Annotated in this window: 14 protein-coding genes; 12 read left to right on the top strand and 2 right to left on the bottom strand. The window is 75.0% G+C overall.

Translation table 11 applies throughout. The features are described 5' to 3' along the window. Positions 1-183 precede the first annotated feature (183 nt). From ACZ4M8_RS09510 to ACZ4M8_RS09470, 9 genes are all read left to right on the top strand, one after another. The gene (locus tag ACZ4M8_RS09510) at positions 184-1014 is read left to right on the top strand and encodes an EamA family transporter (protein ID WP_467605352.1); all 831 of its coding nucleotides are present in this window, start codon (positions 184-186) and stop codon (positions 1012-1014) included. Positions 1015-1347: 333 nt separating this feature from the next. Next, on the top strand, positions 1348-2157 hold the full coding sequence (locus tag ACZ4M8_RS09505; protein ID WP_467604882.1) for a TIGR03084 family metal-binding protein: 810 nt from the start codon (positions 1348-1350) through the stop codon (positions 2155-2157). Further along, on the top strand, positions 2154-3863 hold the full coding sequence (locus tag ACZ4M8_RS09500; RefSeq protein WP_467604879.1) for an acyclic terpene utilization AtuA family protein: 1710 nt from the start codon (positions 2154-2156) through the stop codon (positions 3861-3863). The genes ACZ4M8_RS09505 and ACZ4M8_RS09500 overlap by 4 nt, the downstream gene beginning before the upstream one ends. Continuing rightward, complete coding sequence (locus ACZ4M8_RS09495; protein WP_467604878.1) at positions 3860-5458, top strand: acyl-CoA carboxylase subunit beta; 1599 nt, start codon at positions 3860-3862, stop codon at positions 5456-5458. Before ACZ4M8_RS09500 ends, ACZ4M8_RS09495 begins: the two co-directional genes overlap by 4 nt. Before the next feature lie 8 nt (positions 5459-5466). After that, positions 5467-7416 (top strand): acetyl/propionyl/methylcrotonyl-CoA carboxylase subunit alpha, encoded by a 1950-nt coding sequence (locus ACZ4M8_RS09490; protein WP_467604875.1) that lies wholly within the window; start codon positions 5467-5469, stop codon positions 7414-7416. Positions 7417-7535: 119 nt separating this feature from the next. After that, complete coding sequence (locus ACZ4M8_RS09485; protein WP_467604873.1) at positions 7536-8711, top strand: acyl-CoA dehydrogenase family protein; 1176 nt, start codon at positions 7536-7538, stop codon at positions 8709-8711. Positions 8712-8867: 156 nt separating this feature from the next. Next, positions 8868-10454, top strand: a complete 1587-nt coding sequence (locus ACZ4M8_RS09480; RefSeq protein ID WP_467604872.1) for an AMP-binding protein — start codon at positions 8868-8870, stop codon at positions 10452-10454. After that, positions 10451-11308: an enoyl-CoA hydratase family protein gene (locus ACZ4M8_RS09475; protein ID WP_467604869.1), complete on the top strand. Its 858-nt coding sequence runs from the start codon at positions 10451-10453 to the stop codon at positions 11306-11308. The genes ACZ4M8_RS09480 and ACZ4M8_RS09475 overlap by 4 nt, the downstream gene beginning before the upstream one ends. Further along, entirely contained in the window at positions 11296-11910 is a 615-nt protein-coding gene (locus ACZ4M8_RS09470) for a TetR/AcrR family transcriptional regulator (protein WP_467604867.1), read from the top strand. The genes ACZ4M8_RS09475 and ACZ4M8_RS09470 overlap by 13 nt, the downstream gene beginning before the upstream one ends. A gap of 252 nt (positions 11911-12162) precedes the next feature. Here the strand turns inward: ACZ4M8_RS09470 and ACZ4M8_RS09465 are convergent, their stop codons facing one another. Further along, the gene (locus tag ACZ4M8_RS09465) at positions 12163-13263 is read right to left on the bottom strand and encodes a citrate synthase 2 (RefSeq protein WP_399087040.1); all 1101 of its coding nucleotides are present in this window, start codon (positions 13261-13263) and stop codon (positions 12163-12165) included. 442 nt (positions 13264-13705) lie between these two features. Here ACZ4M8_RS09465 and pdxH point away from each other — a divergent pair, with 442 nt between their 5' ends. Both pdxH and ACZ4M8_RS09455 read left to right on the top strand, forming a co-directional pair. After that, on the top strand, positions 13706-14404 hold the full coding sequence (gene pdxH, locus ACZ4M8_RS09460) for a pyridoxamine 5'-phosphate oxidase (protein WP_467604864.1): 699 nt from the start codon (positions 13706-13708) through the stop codon (positions 14402-14404). A gap of 806 nt (positions 14405-15210) precedes the next feature. Then, entirely contained in the window at positions 15211-16518 is a 1308-nt protein-coding gene (locus ACZ4M8_RS09455) for a PAS domain-containing protein (RefSeq protein ID WP_467605350.1), read from the top strand. A gap of 41 nt (positions 16519-16559) precedes the next feature. On the opposite strand, the gene ACZ4M8_RS09450 is transcribed toward ACZ4M8_RS09455, so the two are convergent. Beyond that, complete coding sequence (locus ACZ4M8_RS09450; RefSeq protein WP_467604862.1) at positions 16560-17318, bottom strand: SIS domain-containing protein; 759 nt, start codon at positions 17316-17318, stop codon at positions 16560-16562. A gap of 257 nt (positions 17319-17575) precedes the next feature. On the opposite strand from ACZ4M8_RS09450, the gene ACZ4M8_RS09445 reads away from it, so the two are divergent. Further along, positions 17576-18268, top strand: a complete 693-nt coding sequence (locus tag ACZ4M8_RS09445) for a metal-dependent transcriptional regulator (protein ID WP_467604860.1) — start codon at positions 17576-17578, stop codon at positions 18266-18268. The last annotated feature ends 86 nt before the right edge of the window (positions 18269-18354 follow it).

Here is an 18354-nt window from a genome sequence, read left to right as displayed (position 1 = left end):
AACACCTCGTCCCCCGATCCCGACGGCGCCGCCGTGCCCGCCTCCGCCTCGTCCACCGCCGCCGCCCGCCCCGATCCGGCGGCCCCGGACGCGGCGCACGCCCCGCTTGCCGTCCCGCCGTCCCCGGAGGTCGCCGCGGCCGAGGCGGCGGGCGGTGGCGCGGGCGGCGGGCGCGGCCGGCTGGTGTCGGTGGCGCTGGTGATCGGCGGCATCGTCTCGCTGCAGTTCGGCTCGTCGGTGGCGGTGCTGCTCTTCCCGCGCGCCGGTGCGCTGGGCGTCGTCACACTGCGGCTGGTGGTGGCGTCGCTGGTGCTGCTGATCGCCTGCCGCCCGAAGCTCCGCGGTTACGGGCGCGGCGACTGGGCCACCGTCGTCGGCTTCGGTATCGCGCTGGCCGGGATGAACTCGCTCTTCTACCAGGCGATCGACCGCATTCCGCTGGGTGCCGCGGTCACCTTGGAGTTCCTGGGCCCGCTGATCCTGTCGGTGGCGACGTCCCGGCGGGTGCTGAGCCTGGTGTGGGCGGCGCTGGCCCTCGGCGGTGTGGTGCTGCTGGGGCGCGAGGGCTTCGACGGGCTGAACCTCACCGGTGCGGTGTTCGCGCTGGCCGCCGGTGGACTGTGGGCCGCGTACATCCTGCTGTCGGCGCGGGCCGGGCAGCGGTTCCCGCAGGCCGACGGGTTGGCGCTGGCGATGACCGTCGCGGCGCTGCTCAGTCTGCCGCTGGGGATCGCGTCCGCCGGGCGGGCGCTGCTCGACCCGGTGACGCTCGGGCTGGGCGCCGCCGTCGCCCTGATGTCGTCAGTGCTGCCGTACACCCTCGAACTCCTCGCCCTGCGCAAGCTTCCGGCCTCCGGCTTCGCCGTGATGATGAGTCTGGAGCCGGCCGCCGCGGCGACCGCCGGGTTCCTCGTCCTCCATCAGGCGCTGGGCTGGGCGGAGATCGTTGCCATCGGCCTGGTCGTCATCGCGAGTGTCGGCGCGGTCCGGAGCGCGGGGAGCGGCCACGGCTGACCTGGCGGTTTCCGGATGACGCGCGGGGCGCGGGCCTGAGAGTCCGCGCCCCGCCGGCGTTTCCGGGACCGCGTGCGGCGCCCGCGCGCCTGGCTGGGCCGTGCGCCGTGCGCGCTCCGGGGCGCCCCGCCCGTCCGGCCAAAAACCATGCAGGCGTGCTTGATTGTTTCTCCGGGGGCTGCCACGCTCGGACCGCGCCACGGGTGCAGGCGCCGCGATCGAGCGGCCTCCCCGGGCGCGTACGCGCAGCACGTCAGCACATCAGCAGGTGCACACCGAACAGTCGGGCAACTGATCCGGGTCCGCCCGCGCGGGCCGGGGAGGGAGTGTCGCGTGGCCGATCCCGGCGCCGTACTGGCGGACCTCAGGGACGAGAGCGAGGAACTGGACACGCTGGTGGCCGCGTTGCCCGCCGCGCGGTGGGCGGATCCGACGCCCGCCGCCGGATGGAGCATCGCCCACCAGATCGCCCACCTCGCCTGGACCGACCGGCAGGCGCTCGCCTCCGCGACCGACCCGGACGCCTTCGCCCGCGCCGTCGAACGCGCCCTCGCCGCACCGGACACCTTCGTCGACGAGGGCGCCGAGGAGGGCGCGCGGCAGGAGCCCGCCGCCCTGCTCGCCGGGTGGCGGGCCGGACGCGAGGCGCTGCTGACGGCGCTGCGGGCGGTGCCGGACGGCACGAAACTGGCGTGGTTCGGCCCGCCGATGAGCGTCGCGTCGATGGCCACCGGGCGGCTGATGGAGACCTGGGCGCACGGACAGGACGTCGCCGACGCGCTCGGCGACGCGCGGACGCCCACCGCCCGGCTCCGCCACGTCGCCCGGATCGGCGTCCGGGCCCGCGACTTCTCCTACGCCGCACGCCACCTCACCCCGCCCGGCGAGGAGTTCCGCGTCGAGCTGCGGGCCCCGGGCGGCGCGACCTGGGCGTACGGACCGGCGGACGCCCCGCAGCGGGTCACCGGCGACGCGCTGGAGTTCTGCCTGCTGGTGACCCAGCGGGCACACCGCGACGACCTGCCGACCCTGCGCGCCGAGGGCGCCGACGCCGACCGCTGGCTCTCCCTCGCCCAGGCGTTCGCGGGCCCGCCCGGACCGGGCCGGGCGCCGTCCTCCGCTGGCCGGGACGCCTCCCGGTGAGCGCGGACGTCCTGCGCGTCGGCAACGCCTCCGGCTTCTACGGCGACCGCTTCGACGCGCTGCGCGAGATGCTCACCGGCGGCCCGCTCGATGTGCTCACCGGCGACTACCTCGCCGAACTGACCATGCTGATCCTCGGCCGCGACCGCCTCAAGGACCCCGGGCGCGGCTACGCCAGGACCTTCCTGCGGCAGCTGGAGGACGGCCTCGGCCTCGCCGCCGAACGCGGCGTCAAGCTCGTCACCAACGCCGGCGGACTCAACCCGGCCGGACTCGCCGACGCCGTACGGGAGTTGGCGGACAAGGCCGGCGTCCCCGTACGGGTCGCCCATGTCGAGGGCGACGATCTGCTCGCCACCGGGGACCGCGCCCGGTGGGGCGAGGGCGTGCTGACCGCCAACGCCTACCTCGGCGGCGACGGCATCGCGGAGTGCCTGCGGGCCGGCGCCGATGTGGTCATCACCGGCCGGGTCACCGACGCCGCGCTGGTCAGCGGCGCCGCGGCGGCCCACTTCGGCTGGGGGCCCGACGACCTCGACGCACTGGCCGGAGCGGTCGTCGCCGGACACGTCCTGGAGTGCGGCACCCAGGCCACCGGCGGCAACTACAGCTTCTTCACCGAGCACGACGTACGCCGCCCCGGCTTCCCGCTCGCCGAGATCGCCGCCGACGGCAGCTGCGTGATCACCAAGCACCCCGGCACCGGCGGCGCCGTCACCCCCGACACCGTCACCGCCCAACTCCTCTACGAGACCGACGGCGCCCGCTACGCCGGACCCGACGTCACCGCCCGGCTCGACACCGTACGGCTGCGACCGGACGGGCCCGACCGGGTGCGGATCGACGGGGTGCGCGGCGAGGCGCCGCCGCCCGCGCTGAAAGCCGGGCTGACCCGGCTCGGCGGCTGGCGCAACGAGGTCACGTTCGTGCTGACCGGGCTCGGCATCGAGGAGAAGGCGGCGCTGGTCAGGGAGCAGATGGCGGCGGCGCTCGACGCGGCGGGGGCGCGCCCCGCCGAGGTGCGGTGGACCCTGGCGCGCACCGACCATCCCGACGCGGCGGTCCAGGAGGAGGCGAGCGCGCTGCTGCGGCTCGTCGTCCGCGACCGGGACGAGACGGCCGTCGGCCGGGCCGTCAGCGGCGCCGCCGTCGAGCTGGCGCTGGCCAGTTACCCCGGCTTCCACGTCACCGCCCCGCCCGGCAAGGGCACCCCGTACGGCGTCTTCGAGGCGGTGGCGGTGGCGCGTACGGAGGTGACGCACACGGCGGTCCTGCCGGACGGGACCCGCCGCGTACCGCCGCCGCCCGCCGCCACCCGGGAGCTGGTCCGGCTGCCCGATCCGGAGCTGCCGGAGCCGCCCGCCGCCGGGCTGCCGGTCCGCCGCGCCCCGCTCGGCGCGGTCTGCGGGACCCGCAGCGGCGACAAGGGCGGCTCCGCCAACGTCGGTGTGTGGGCCCGGACGGATACGGCGTGGCGGTGGCTCGCGCACACGCTGACCGTCGAGAAGTTCCGTGAACTCCTCCCGGAAACAGGGGAGTTGGCCATCGACCGGCATCTGCTGCCCGGTCTGCGGTCGCTGAATTTCGTGGTCCGGGGGCTGCTGGGGGAGGGCGTCGCCGCACAGGCGCGCTTCGATCCGCAGGCCAAGGCGGTGGGGGAGTGGCTGCGCTCCCGGCACCTGGAGATACCGGAGGTTGTGCTGTGACCGTCCTGCCCACCGCACTCGACCCCGCGGACGACGCGTTCGCACGGCGGCGTACGGAGATGCTGGCCAAACTCGCCGAGGTCGAGGGGGCCCACGGACAGGCGCTCGCGGGCGGCGGTGAGAAGTACGTCAGCCGGCACCGCGAGCGCGGCAAACTGCCCGCCCGCGAACGCATCGAGCTGCTGCTCGATCCGGACACGCCGTTCCTGGAACTCTCCCCGCTCGCCGCCTGGGGGAGCGATTACACGGTCGGCGCCGCGCTGGTCACCGGTATCGGCGTGGTGGAGGGCGTGGAGTGCCTGATCACCGCCAACGACCCGACGGTCCGCGGCGGCGCCTCCAACCCCTGGACGCTGAAGAAGGCGCTGCGGGCCAACGAGATCGCGTACGCCAACCGGCTGCCGGTGATCTCGCTCGTCGAGTCCGGCGGCGCCGATCTGCCCAGCCAGAAGGAGATCTTCATCCCGGGCGGGGCGCTCTTCAAGGACCTCACCCGGCTCTCCGCCGCCGGCATCCCGACCATCGCCGTGGTCTTCGGCAACTCCACCGCCGGCGGCGCGTACGTGCCCGGGATGTCCGACCACGTGATCATGGTCAAGGAGCGGGCCAAGGTCTTCCTCGGCGGACCGCCGCTGGTCAAGATGGCCACCGGCGAGGAGAGCGACGACGAATCGCTGGGCGGCGCCGAGATGCACGCCCGCACCTCCGGACTCGCCGACCACCTCGCCCTCGACGAACCGGACGCGCTGCGCCAGGCCCGCCGCGTCGTCGCCCGCCTCAACTGGCGCAAGGCACACCCCGATCCGGCTCCCGCGCCGCCGCCGAAGTACGACGCGGAGGAGCTGCTCGGTATCGTCCCCGGCGACCTCAAGGCGCCCTTCGACCCCGGCGAGGTGATCGCCCGGATCGTCGACGGCTCCGACTTCGACGCCTTCAAACCGCTCTACGGCACCAGCCTGACCTGCGGTTGGGCCACGCTGCACGGCTATGCCGTCGGCATCCTCGCCAACGCCCGCGGCGTGCTCTTCAGCGAGGAGTCCCAGAAGGCCGCGCAGTTCATCCAACTCGCCAACCAGCGCGACATCCCGCTGCTCTTCCTCCACAACACCACCGGCTACATGGTCGGCAAGGAGTACGAGCAGGGCGGCATCATCAAACACGGCGCGATGATGATCAACGCGGTCTCCAACTCGAAGGTCCCGCACCTCTCCGTCCTGATGGGCGCCTCCTACGGCGCCGGCCACTACGGCATGTGCGGTCGCGCCTACGACCCGCGCTTCCTCTTCAGCTGGCCCACCGCCAAATCCGCCGTCATGGGCCCGCAGCAACTCGCCGGTGTCCTGTCGATCGTCGCCCGCGCCTCCGCCGCCGCGAAGGGCCGGCCCTACGACGACGAGGCGGACGCCGGGCTGCGCGCCATGGTCGAGCAGCAGATCGAGGCGGAGTCGCTGCCGCTCTTCCTCTCCGGGCGGCTCTACGACGACGGCGTCATCGATCCGCGCGACACCCGCACCGTTCTCGGCCTGTGCCTGTCCGCCGTGCACACCGCGCCCGTCGAGGGCGCGCGCGGCGGATTCGGCGTCTTCCGGATGTGAGGCGACCCATGACCGATCGGACTACCCCGCCCTCGACACCCCTCACTCTTTCGAGTGTTCTTGTCGCCAACCGCGGGGAGATCGCCCGCCGGGTTTTCCGCACCTGCCGGGAGCTGGGCCTCGCCACCGTGGCCGTGCACTCCGACGCGGACGCCGGTGCCCCGCACGTCCGCGAGGCCGACACCGCCGTCCGGCTGCCGGGCGACGCGCCCGCCGACACCTACCTCCGCGCCGATCTGCTGGTGAAGGCCGCCCTCGACGCGGGCGCCGACGCCGTCCATCCCGGCTACGGCTTCCTCTCCGAGAACGCCGCGTTCGCCGCCGCCGTCACCGACGCCGGGCTGACCTGGATCGGGCCGCCGCCCGAGGCGATCGAGGCGATGGCGTCCAAGACCCGCGCCAAGGAGCTGATGGGGGCGGCCGGCGTCCCGCTGCTCGCCCCCGTCGACCCGGCCACCGCCACCGAGGCGGACCTCCCGCTGCTGGTCAAGGCGGCGTCCGGCGGCGGCGGACGCGGGATGCGGATCGTCCGTGAACTCTCCGCACTGGAAGGAGAGCTGGCGGCGGCGCGGGCCGAGGCCGCCGCCGCGTTCGGGGACGGCGAGGTCTTCACCGAGCCGTACGTCACCGGTGGCCGCCACGTGGAGGTGCAGCTCCTCGCCGACGCGTACGGCGGCGTCTGGACGCTGGGCACCCGCGACTGCTCCCTCCAGCGCCGCCACCAGAAGGTCATCGAGGAGGCGCCCGCACCCGGCCTGTCCGACGCGCTGCGCACCACGCTGCACGAGGCCGCCGCCCGCGCCGCCCGCGCCATCGGCTACCGCGGCGCCGGCACCGTCGAGTTCCTCGTCTCCGCCGACGGCCGCGCCCACTTCCTGGAGATGAACACCCGCCTCCAGGTCGAACACCCCGTCACCGAGGAGATCTACGGCCTCGACCTCGTCGCCCTGCAACTCTCCATCGCCGAGGGAAGAGCGCTGGACGCCGCGCCGCCGCTGCCCCGCGGCCACGCCGTCGAGGCCCGCCTGTACGCCGAGGACCCGGCCGCCGGCTGGCGCCCCGGCACCGGCCCGCTGCACCGCCTCGACGTCCCCGGCTCCGTCCGCCTCGACTCCGGCGTCACCGACGGCACCGTGATCACCGCCCACTACGACCCGATGCTCGCCAAGGTCATCGCCTGGGCCCCGACCCGCGCCGAGGCCGTCCGCCGCCTCGCCCACGCCCTCGAACGCGCCCGCATCCACGGCCCGGTCACCACCCGCGACCTGCTGGTCCGTTCACTGCGCCACCCCGCCTTCACCACCACCGACGGCCTCGACACCGGCTTCTACGACCGCCACCTCGCCGAACTCACCGCCCCCGGCGAGGCGCACACGTCCCGCGTCCGCCTCGCCGCGCTCGCCGCCGCCCTCGCCGACGCCCACGGCCGCTCCCGCTTCGGCGGCTTCCGCAACATCCCCTCCCGGCCGCAGATCAAGACGTACGCGGCCGAGCCGGGCGGCGAGCCGTACGAGATCCGCTACCGGCTGACGCGCGGCGGCGCCCTGCACGCCGAGGACTTCCCCGGCGTCCGGCTGCTGGTACACACCGCGGACACCGTCGTCCTCGAAGCCGGCGGTCTGCGGCGGGAGTTCGCGGTGGCCCGCTACGGCGACCGGATCCACGTCGACACCGCCACCGGCGGCCACGCCTTCACCGCCCTGCCGCGCTTCCCCGACCCCGCCGACCGCACCGAACCCGGCTCACTGCTCGCCCCGATGCCCGGCACCGTCGTCCGCCTCGCCCCCGGTCTGGCCGAGGGCGACCGCGTCGAGGCCGGCACCCCGCTGCTCTGGCTGGAGGCGATGAAGATGGAACACACCGTCACCGCCCCGGCCACCGGCACGCTCACCAGCCTGCCGGTGAGCGTCGGCACACAGGTGGAGGTGGGCGCGCTGCTGGCGGTGGTGAGCGGCTGAGGGCGCGCCCGGCCGAAGCACGCCGGACCCCCGCCCCGGACACCCACCGCTCCACTCCGCCCCACCCCCCCGACCTCTCGTACGTCTCACGCCTCACCCACCGCACAGAGGGAGCCCCCATGAGCACCGCCCTGCGCAACTTCGTGACCGAGACCGAGGAACAGCGTGATCTGCGCGCCGCAGTCGCGGCGCTCGGCAAGCGGTACGGCCGGGAGTACTTCACCCGCGTCGTCGCCGAGGGCCGCCACACCGACGAGCTGTGGGCGGAGGCCGCCTCACTCGGCTACCTCGGCGTCAACCTGCCCGAGGAGTACGGCGGCGGGGGCGGCGGAATCGTCGAACTCTCCCTCGTACTCGAAGAGTTGGGGGCCGCGGGGTGCCCGCTGCTGATGATGGTGGTCTCCCCGGCCATCTGCGGCACCGTCATCGCCCGCTTCGGCACCGAGGAGCAGAAACGCCGGTGGCTGCCGGGGCTCGCCGACGGCAGCCGCACCATGGCCTTCGGCATCACCGAACCGGACGCCGGATCCAACTCCCACCGCATCACCACCACCGCCCGCCGCGACGGCTCCGACTGGGTGCTCACCGGCCGCAAGGTCTTCGTCTCCGGCGTCGACATCGCCGAGGCCACCCTCATCGTCGGCCGCACCGAGGACGCCCGCACCGGCCGCCTCAAGCCCTGCCTCTTCCTCGTCCCGCGCGACGCCCCCGGCTTCGGCCGCAGCCCCATACCGATGGAACTCGCCGCCCCGGAGAAGCAGTTCGAGCTGGTCCTCGACGACGTCCGGCTGCCCGCCGACGCCCTCGTCGGCGACGAGGACGCCGGACTCCTCCAACTCTTCGCCGGGCTCAACCCCGAACGCATCATGACCGCCGCGTTCGCCCTCGGCATGGGCCGCTACGCCCTGGAACGCGCCGTCGACTACGCCCGCACCCGGCAGGTCTGGAAGGACCCCATCGGCGCCCACCAGGCCATCGCCCACCCCCTCGCCCAGGCCCACATCGACCTGGAGTGCGCCGGCCTGATGATGCGGAAGGCCGCCCACCTCTACGACGCCGGCGACGACACCGGCGCCGGCGAGGCCGCCAACATGGCGAAGTACGCTGCCGGGGAGGCCGCCGTCCGCGCCGTCGACCAGGCCGTGCACACCCTCGGCGGCAACGGGCTCACCCACGAATACGGCCTCGCCTCCCTCATCACCGCCGCCCGCGTCGCGCGGATCGCCCCCGTCAGCCGGGAGATGATCCTCAACTACGTCTCCCACCAGACGCTCGGCCTGCCGAAGTCCTACTAGCCGAAGCCCTGCCGGAGACCGCGCCGCCGCGCCCGCCCGGCGGGCGCCACGCACCGGCCGGCCACGGCGGCACCGGGGGAGAGACCACCACCCACCGAGCGCGGCGCGGCGCACCCCGCGCCCGCGCCGCGCTCCGGCCACGGAAGGAACCCCCGCATGACCTCTCATGTCCTGCGCAGCGACCACCCGCCGATCGCCCCCGTCACCGAGCCGGTCCACTCCTACGTCCTGGCCGGCGCCGCCGAGCGCGGTGACCACCCCGCGCTGATCGACGCCGCCGACGGCACCACCCTCGGCTACGCCCGCCTCGACCACCTCACCCGCCGCCTCGCCGCCGGACTCGCCGCGGCAGGGCTGGCCAAGGGCGACGTCCTCGCCCTGCACAGCCCGAACAGCGTGCTCTTCCCCGTCGTCTGCTACGCCGCCTGGCGCTGCGGCGCGGCCGTCACCACCGTCCACCCGCTGGCCACCGCCGAGGAGTTCGCCGGTCAGCTCGCCGACTCCGGGGCCCGCCGCGTCGTCACCACCGCCGCCCTCCTCGGCACCGCCCGGGACGCCGCCCGCCGCGCCGGAGGCATCACCGAGATCCTGGTCTGCGACCGCGCCGACGGCCACCGCTCGGTACTCGACCTCGCCGAATCCGCCGCCCCGGCACCGGACGTCACCCTCGACCCCGCCACCGACCTCGCCGTCCTGCCGTACTCCTCCGGCACCACCGGCACCCCCAAGGGCGTGATGCTCACCCACCGCTCCGTCGCCACCAACCTCGCCCAGCTCGACGCCTTCCTCAGCGGCGGGCCCGACGACCGTGTCCTCGCCGTGCTGCCGTTCTTCCACATGTACGGCCTCACCGCCCTGATGAACGCCCCGCTGCGGGCCGGCTCCACCGTCGTCGTGCTGCCCCGCTTCGACCTGGAGCAGTTCCTCGGCGCGATCCAGCGGTACCGCATCACCGCCGTCTACGCCGCGCCCCCGATGGTCCTCGCCCTCGCCAAACACCCCCTGGTCGACGCGTACGACCTCACTTCGCTGAAGTACCTGGTCTGCGCCGCGGCCCCGCTGGACGCCGCGCTCGCCGACGCCTGCGCCCACCGCCTGGGCCTCAAGGCGGTCCTCCAGGCGTACGGCATGACCGAACTCTCGCCCGCCAGCCACCTCGTACCGCCCGGCACCGAGGCGCCGCCCGGCAGCGTCGGCCGGCTGCTGCCCGGCACCGAGATGCGGCTGGTCTCGCTCACCACCGGCGAGGACCTGCCGCCCGGCGAGGACGGCGAGATCGTGCTGCGCGGCCCGCAGGTGATGAAGGGCTACCTCGGCCGCCCCGAGGCCACCGACGCCCTCATCGACGCCGACGGCTGGCTGCACACCGGCGACATCGGCCGCGCCGACGCCGACGGCTGGCTCTACGTCGTCGACCGCGTCAAGGAGCTGATCAAGTACAAGGGCTACCAGGTCGCCCCCGCCGACCTGGAGGCGCTGCTGCTCGCCCACGACGACATCGCCGACGCCGCGGTCATCGGCGTCCCCGACGACGACGGCAACGAGATCCCCAAGGCGTACGTCGTCCGCCGCCCGGGGGCCGCCCTCGTCGCCGACGACGTTCTCACGTACGTTGCCGGACGAGTCGCCCCGTACAAGCGGGTGCGCCGCGTGGAGTTCACCGACTCGGTGCCGCGCGCGGTGACCGGCAAGATCCTGCGACGCGAACTCCGCGCCAGGGAAAGGAGCTCCACGGCCCGATGACCACCGACACCCCGCCGGGCGCCACGCCCCCGGGCGACCCGGACGCGACGGCGACCGCCCGATCCGGCTCCGCGCCCGGCCCCGCACCCGCCGCCGACGCCGCCCCGCTCGTCCGCACCGCCCACAACCAGGGTGTCACCACCCTCACCCTGGACTCCCCGCACAACCGCAACGCGCTCTCCGCCCGCCTCGTCGGCGAGTTGCACGCCGCCCTCGCCGAAGCCGCCGCCGACGACGCCGTCCGCGCCGTCGTCCTCACCCACACCGGCACCGCCTTCTGCGCCGGGGCCGACCTCACCGAGGCGACCGGCGGCGCCCCGACCGACGCGCCGCTGGGCCTGACCCGGCTGCTGCGCGCGGTCGTCGAACTGCCCAAGCCGGTCGTCGCCCGCGTCACCGGGCACGTCCGCGCCGGGGGCACCGGGCTGCTCGGCGCCTGCGACATAGCGGTGGCCGGGCCCGGCGCCACCTTCGCCTTCACCGAAGCGCGCCTCGGACTCGCCCCGGCCGTGATCTCGATGCCGCTGCTGCCCCGCCTCGACGCGCGCGCCGTCGGCCGCTACTACCTCACCGGCGAGCGGTTCGACGCCGCCGAAGCGGCCCGCATCGGCCTGGTCACCCTCGCCGCCGACGACGTCGACGCCGCCCTCACCCCCGTGCTCGACGGGCTCCGCAAGGGCTCCCCGCAGGGCCTCGCCGCCTCGAAGGCCCTGGTCACCGCCGAGGTGCTGCGGACCTTCGACCGCGACACCGAGCGGCTGGCCGCCGAGTCCGCCCGGCTCTTCGCCTCCGCCGAGGCCCGTGAGGGCATGACCGCCTTCCTGGAGCGAAGGGCCCCGCGATGGGCACGGTGAACACCGCCCGCACCGCCAAGGTGCCCCAGCAGGACCGCAGCCGGGCCACCCGCCGCGGTCTGCTGGAGGCGGCGGTGGCCTGCCTCGCCGAACACGGCTGGGCGGGCTCCACCGTCGCCGTCGTCGCCGAACGCGCCGGAGTCTCCCGCGGCGCCGCCCAGCACCACTTCCCCACCCGCGAGGACCTCTTCACCGCCGCCGTCGAACACGTCGCCGAGGAACGCTCGACGGCCCTGCGCGCCCTCTTCCCGGCGGACGCCGGCGCCCCCGCCGACCGCCGCGCCGTCGTCGCCGCCGTCGTCGACCTCTACACCGGCCCCCTCTTCCGCGCCGCCCTCCACCTCTGGGTCGCCGCCCCCTACGAGGACCAACTACGGGCCCGTGTCACGGAGTTGGAGGCCCGGGTCGGCCGGGAGTCCCACCGCACCGCCGTCGACCTGCTCGGCGCCGACGAATCCGTCCCCGGCGTCCGCGAAACCGTCCAGGGCCTCCTCGACATGGCCCGCGGTCTGGGCCTGGCCACCCTCCTCAGCGACGACACCCCCCGCCGCGAACGCGTCGTCGACCAGTGGGCCACCCTCATCGACGAGGCGCTGGGCTGAGCCGAACGGGACGGCCCAAGAGCACGGGTGCGCTCCGGCGGCCCCGCCCCGCCGGAGCGCACACGGCAGGCCGCACACCGGGAATCACACCGGCGCGCGGCCTGCCGCTCCCGTGGTGAAGACCAGGGGCACGCCCCTACGGGATCGGGGCACGCCCCTACGGGATCGGGGCACGCCCCTATGGGATCGGGCCCCGCCCCTACGGGTGGCGAGCCGGAACCCACCGCCCGCGGGCCCCGTGAGGGCCGTCCCTCAGTGCGCCGCCGCGTCGAACCCGGAGATCTCCCGCGGGCTCCGCGACGCCGGCCCCACGTACCGCGCCGACGGCCGCACCAGCCGCCCGGTGCGCTTCTGCTCCAGGATGTGCGCGCTCCACCCGGCGGTACGGGCACAGGTGAACATCGAGGTGAACATGTGCGCCGGGACCTCCGCGAAGTCCAGCGTGATCGCCGCCCAGAACTCCACGTTCGTCGCCAGCACCCGGTCCGGACGCCGGTTGTGCAACTCCTCCAGCGCCGCCTTCTCCAGCGCCTCGGCCACCTCGAAGCGGGGCGCGCCGAGCTCCTTCGCGGTCCGCCGCAGCACCCGCGCCCGCGGGTCCTCGGCGCGGTAGACGCGGTGCCCGAAGCCCATCAGCCGCTCGCCCTTGTCGAGGGTCTTGCGCACGTACGCCGCCGCGTCCCCGGTCCGCTCGATCTCCTCGATCATGCCGAGCACCCGCGACGGCGCCCCGCCGTGCAGCGGCCCCGACATCGCCCCGACCGCCCCGGACAGCGCCGCCGCCACATCCGCGCCGGTCGACGCGATGACCCGGGCGGTGAACGTCGACGCGTTCATGCCGTGCTCCGCCGCCGACGTCCAGTACGCGTCCACCGCCGCGACGTGCTTGGGGTCCGGCTCCCCGCGCCAGCGCCGCATGAACCGCTCCACGACGGTCTCCGCCTTGTCGATCTCCCGCTGCGGCACCATCGGCAGCCCCTGCCCGCGCGCCGACTGCGCCACGTACGACAGCGCCATCACCGCGGCGCGCGCCAGATCGTCCCGCGCCGTCCGCTCGTCGATGTCCAGCAGCGGTTTGAGCCCCCACACCGGCGCCAGCATCGCCAGCGCCGACTGCACATCGACGCGGATGTCCCCGGAGTGCACCGGAATCGGGAACGGCTCGGCCGGCGGCAGCCCGGGATCGAACGCCCCGTCCACCAGCAGCCCCCACACCTTCCCGAACGACACACTGCCGACGAGGTCTTCGATGTCGACCCCGCGGTAGCGCAGCGCACCGCCCTCCTTGTCCGGTTCGGCGATCTCCGTCTCGAACGCGACGACACCCTCAAGTCCGGGTACGAATGCGGACATCTGGCGACTCCTCAAGGTGCGGACGGCCCACGGTCGGTGACCGGTTGCCGTGCGATCGGCTCGGTGTGCGGTGCCGGAACGGCTCCACGGCTGCGCCCGGCAGCTCGCGGTCCGCGCCGGTCACCTGATGCCTCGCGAGGGCATGGTGACGCGGTACCCGCCCGGGGCGGACGGCCCTCGGGCGCGGCAGGGGTGGTGCGCTGTGCGGCCCACGGGACGTACGGCCCCGGCGCGTTCACGGCGGGGCCCGCCGGTCCGGCGGCCCGGACACGATGGTCGCCGATATATGAAGCCCACAGTGCACCGACCCGCAAGTTTGGCGCTTTCCCCACCTGCAAGGAAGCGTGACGTCCGGCACACTGGTCGATTCGCCTACGAGAGGGTTACGTCCGGGCGACGAGGGGCAAACTTCCGGCCCTCGCCCTGCCCCGGGGGCGGGCGGATGCTGCAAGATGAGGCCGTGCACTCCGCCGACGCGCCCACCCCCGATGCCCACGAATCCCTCGATCCCTCGTCGATGCGCGCCCATTACCGCGCCGAGGGGCTGACCGAGACCGAGCTGGCGGCCGAGCCGTACGCACAGTTCGCGCGCTGGTTCAAGGAAGCCGCCGCGGCCGGGCTCCACGAGCCCAACGCCATGGTCGTCTCGACCGCCGACGCCGCGGGCCGCCCCAGCTCACGCACGGTGCTGCTGAAGGCGTTCGACGACCGCGGCTTCGTGTTCTTCACCAACTACACCAGCCGCAAGGGCCGCGACCTCGCCGAGAATCCGCACGTCTCGCTGCTCTTCCCCTGGCACCCGCTGGCCCGCCAGGTCATCGTCACCGGCACCGCCGCCCGCATCGGCCGCGACGAGACCGCCGCCTACTTCCGCTCCCGCCCGCACGGCTCCCAGCTCGGTGCCTGGGCCAGCGACCAGTCCGCGCCGCTCACCTCCCGCGCCGAACTGGAGGACGCCTACGCCGCGTTGGCCGCCCGCTACCCCGAGGGCGAGCAGGTCCCCGCGCCCCCGCACTGGGGCGGCTACCGCGTCACCGCCGAGACCGTCGAGTTCTGGCAGGGCCGCGAGAACCGTCTCCACGACCGCCTCCGCTACACCCGCGCCACCACCGGCTGGACCGTGGAACGCTTCGCCCCGTGACGCCGGAGCCTGATCCCCGGCCACCGCCCGGAAACGGGAAGCGCCCCGCGCGGGTCCGGGGATCAGGCGGCGGCCGGTACGCGCCGCGACCGCGGCGGGGGCGCCACTCCGGCGGGGAAGGCCCTGAGCCGCCGCCCCGGACCGAGGACCCGGGCCCGCCGGGCGGACACCGGAGCCTCCGGGCGGCGGACCCGGGCTCTCCCGGGCAGCGAAAAGGGCCCCGTGCGGGGCCCGGAAACGCAGACGACCCGTGGGCCGCTTCCGCCGCGCCGGTGGCGCGGCGACCGGTCGGACGAACCGGAGGCCCACGGGTCGGGTGACTGCTGGGAATTGGCCGGCGACGCATCTGCAGTATGCGCGGGCCGGCGCTGCACTGGGTGTGAAGCGGCGGCCCTAGGCCGCAGCCACCTCACGCGTCCGGTGAGAAATCATTGTCCGAACCACCTCCCTTCTCGTGTACGCCCCACCCTAGGAACGCCCCCGGACCCGCACAACCGAATTAATTTCCCGGCACGTGCGGGGCGGCTGCGGCGCCCGGGACGCCCGCGCCGTCCCGGGGCGCCCCGACGCGCGGGACGGCCGCGGGATTTCCACGAAGGGGATGTGGGCTGGGTCACGTTCGAGTTGAATGTGCCCAGGTCCAGAACGCGCCACCGCGCCCGTAGGGGGTTCCCGTGACCGCTTCGTACGGCTCCGCTTCGTACGGTTCCTCGGCGGAACACCACACCCCGGGGCCGGCTGCCGTGCCGCCGGGCCCGGCCGCGCCCGCCGGGGACACCGGGCTGCTCGCCGCCCTCCTCGACGGGATGGACACCGCGTTCCTCGCCCTCGCCGCGGACGGCACGGTCACCCACTGGAACCACGAGGCCGAAGAGCTTCTGGGCTGGCCCGCCGCCGAGGCCGTCGGGCGCCGGGGGCTGACCGGCTGGGCGGTCCGCGGCGCGGACGCGGACGCCACCGAGTCCGCCCTCCTCGCCGCGCTGCGCGCCCCCGGCCGCCAGGTCCACGACCACGCCCTGCTCACCAAGGACGGCCGCCGCGTACTGGTGCGCGGCCAGAGCGCCGCCGTGCGCGGGCCCGACGGCCGGGCCACCGGCGTCTACTGCGTCTTCACCGCCGTCCACGACCAGATCGGCCTGGAACGCTCCCTCGCCCTGAGCGAGGCGCTCTGCGCCGACGCGCCTTGGGGCGTGGTCCTCGTCGACGCCGACCTGCGGCCCGCCGTCGTCAACGCGCCCGCCGCCCGCGCCCTGGAAGCCGGCCCGGACGTCCTCCTCGGCCGGCCCCTCGGCGAACTGCTCGACCAGGGCGCCGAGGAGGTCGAGGCGGTGCTCCAGCACGTCCTGGCGGAGGGCGAGCCGCCCGGACCGAGCGACCTGTGGGTGACGCTGCGCGCCCCCGACGGCGAGCGCCCCCGCCGCTGCTGGCGCAGCGGCTTCGTCCGCCTCGCCTCCCCGCTCTCCGAGGAACCGGCCCCGCTCGGCGTCGCCTGGCTCTTCCAGGACGTCACCGACGCCAAACAGGCCGAACAGGACGGCGCGCTGCTCCGCTTCCGCACCCAGCAACTGCACCGCGCGAGCCGCGCCGCCGCCGACTGCCCCGACCCGCGGGAGGCGGCCACCGTCCACCTCGACTACGCCCTGGCGGGCTTCGCCGATCACGCCCTCGTCGATGTCGTGGCGCCGTGCCCCGGCCCGGACCGGGAGGGCGAGGCGCCGGGCGGCTCCGGGGACGCCACCACCCCCGTACGGCTGCGGCGGGCCCTCGCCTCACCCGCGGGCGTGCCCGGCCCCTGCACGGCCCCGCAGCCGTCCGCCGTCCCGGTCGCGTACCCCGAGGGGCACCCGGCCCTCCAGGCGTACGCGCGCGGCGGTTCGGTGCGGGCCAGTGCGGGGGCGTCCGATGACGAGGACTGGGCAGCCGCCCGCCGGTGGCCGGACGGCGCGGTGCACGGGCTCTGTGTGGTGCTGCGCAGCCGCGCCCGCCTCCTCGGCGTCGCGACCTTCCTGCGTACTCCGGCGCGCCGCCCCTTCGACCGCGCCGACGCCGCCTACGCGGAGGAGGTGGCCGCCCGGATCGCCGCGGCCCTCGATCTGGCGGCGTCCGCCGGCTGAGCCGCGCCCGGCGGTGTCCGCGGCCCCGGGGGCGGGCCGGCTCACTCCTGGTAGAAGATCCGGTCCGCGTACTCCCGCAGCACCCGGCCGTTCCACTCGCGGCCGCCGTCGACGTTGCCGGACCGCAGCAGCGGCGGTTCGGTGCCCCGCTCGGCCAGCGCGCCGGCGGCCGTCGCCACCACCGCCTGCATGATCGCGCTGGTCACGACGGTGGACGCGGGCGCGAACGGCGCGCCGCTCCCCGGCAGCCGCAGCTCCGCGTCGCCCACCGGGATGCGGCTGTCGAGCACCAGGTCGCAGTGGTCCTTGAGGAAGGTGCCCGAGGCGTGCCGGGAGGTGGTGGCGTCCGCGTAGGCGACCGACGTCAGGCCGATGACCTTGATGCCGCGGGCCCGCGCGGTCAGCGCCATCTCCACGGGCAGTGCGTTCCGCCCGGAGAGCGAGATGATCACCAGTGCGTCACCGGCCCGCAGCGGGCTGGTGTCCAGCACCGCGGCGGCCAGCCCGCCGACCCGCTCCAGCGCGCTGCCGAGCGTCGCGGGCCGGACGTCCACGCCCACCATCCCCGGCACCGTCAGCAGGTTCATGACGGCGAGGCCGCCAGCCCGGTAGACGGTGTCCTGCGCGGGCAGCGAGGAGTGCCCGGCGCCGAAGGAGAAGACCCGGCCGCCCGCCTCGACGGTGTCGGCGATCAGCCGCCCGGCGGCGGTGACGGCGGGCCCCTCCGCATCGCGTACCTGCCGCAGCAGCTCGATCGCGGCGTCGAAGTACTGCCCGGCAAGCCGGTCGCTCTCAGCCATTCCCGCGGACTCCCTCGTCGCAGCTCATCGCTTTCCCCCGCCCCGGCCGGCCCACGAGGCGCCGGTCGGGGGCGGCCGTGGCGCGGATCACGTTGCGGTCTGGACCAGTGCGCTGTCAATACGGCTGACGCGACGGCCCCCGGACGGCTTGTTCCCGGCCCCGGGCGGCGGCCGCCGGGGGCGCGGGCGGCGCCGTTGTCGGCGGGATGCGTCAGAATTGAATCCAGGGCCACCGCACGACACAGCTAGGGGCACGCATGTCCGGACTGATCGACACCACGGAGATGTATCTCCGCACCATCCTCGAACTCGAAGAGGAAGGTGTGGTCCCGATGCGCGCCCGCATCGCGGAGCGGCTCGAACAGAGCGGCCCCACGGTCAGCCAGACCGTGGCGCGCATGGAGCGGGACGGTCTGCTGTCCGTCGCGGGCGACCGCCATCTGGAGCTGACGGAGGAGGGCCGCCGGCTGGCCACGCGCGTGATGCGCAAGCACCGCCTCGCCGAGTGCCTGCTCGTCGACGTCATCGGGCTGGAGTGGGAGCAGGTGCACGCCGAGGCGTGCCGCTGGGAGCACGTCATGAGCGAGGAGGTCGAGCGCCGCGTCGTCGAGCTGCTGCGCCACCCGACGGAGTCGCCGTACGGCAACCCGATCCCGGGCCTGGAGGAGCTGGGCGAGCAGGCGGAGGCCGACCCGTTCCTGGAGACGGGCATGGTCAGCCTCACCGAGCTGGACGCCGGCCCCGAAGGCAAGAACGTCGTGGTCCGCCGCATCGGCGAGCCCATCCAGGCCGACGCGCAGCTGATGTACACCCTGCGGCGGGCCGGGGTCCAGCCGGGCGCGGTGGTCAGCGTGACCGAGGCGCCCACCGGCGTCCTCGTCGGCAGCAGCGGCGAGGCCGCCGAGCTGGAATCCGGAATCGCCGCCCACGTCTTCGTGGCCAAGCGCTGACACTCCGCCGGACGCCCGGAGTCCGGCCGTCACCTCCCGCCCCCGTGCTCGCCGAGCACGGGGGCGGATGCGTGGGGACGGGTGTG

This window comes from Streptomyces sp. NPDC027185 (genome assembly GCF_055567035.1).
The sequence above is the reverse complement of the archived record's forward strand: the minus strand, read 5'-3'. Positions and strand labels throughout refer to the sequence as shown.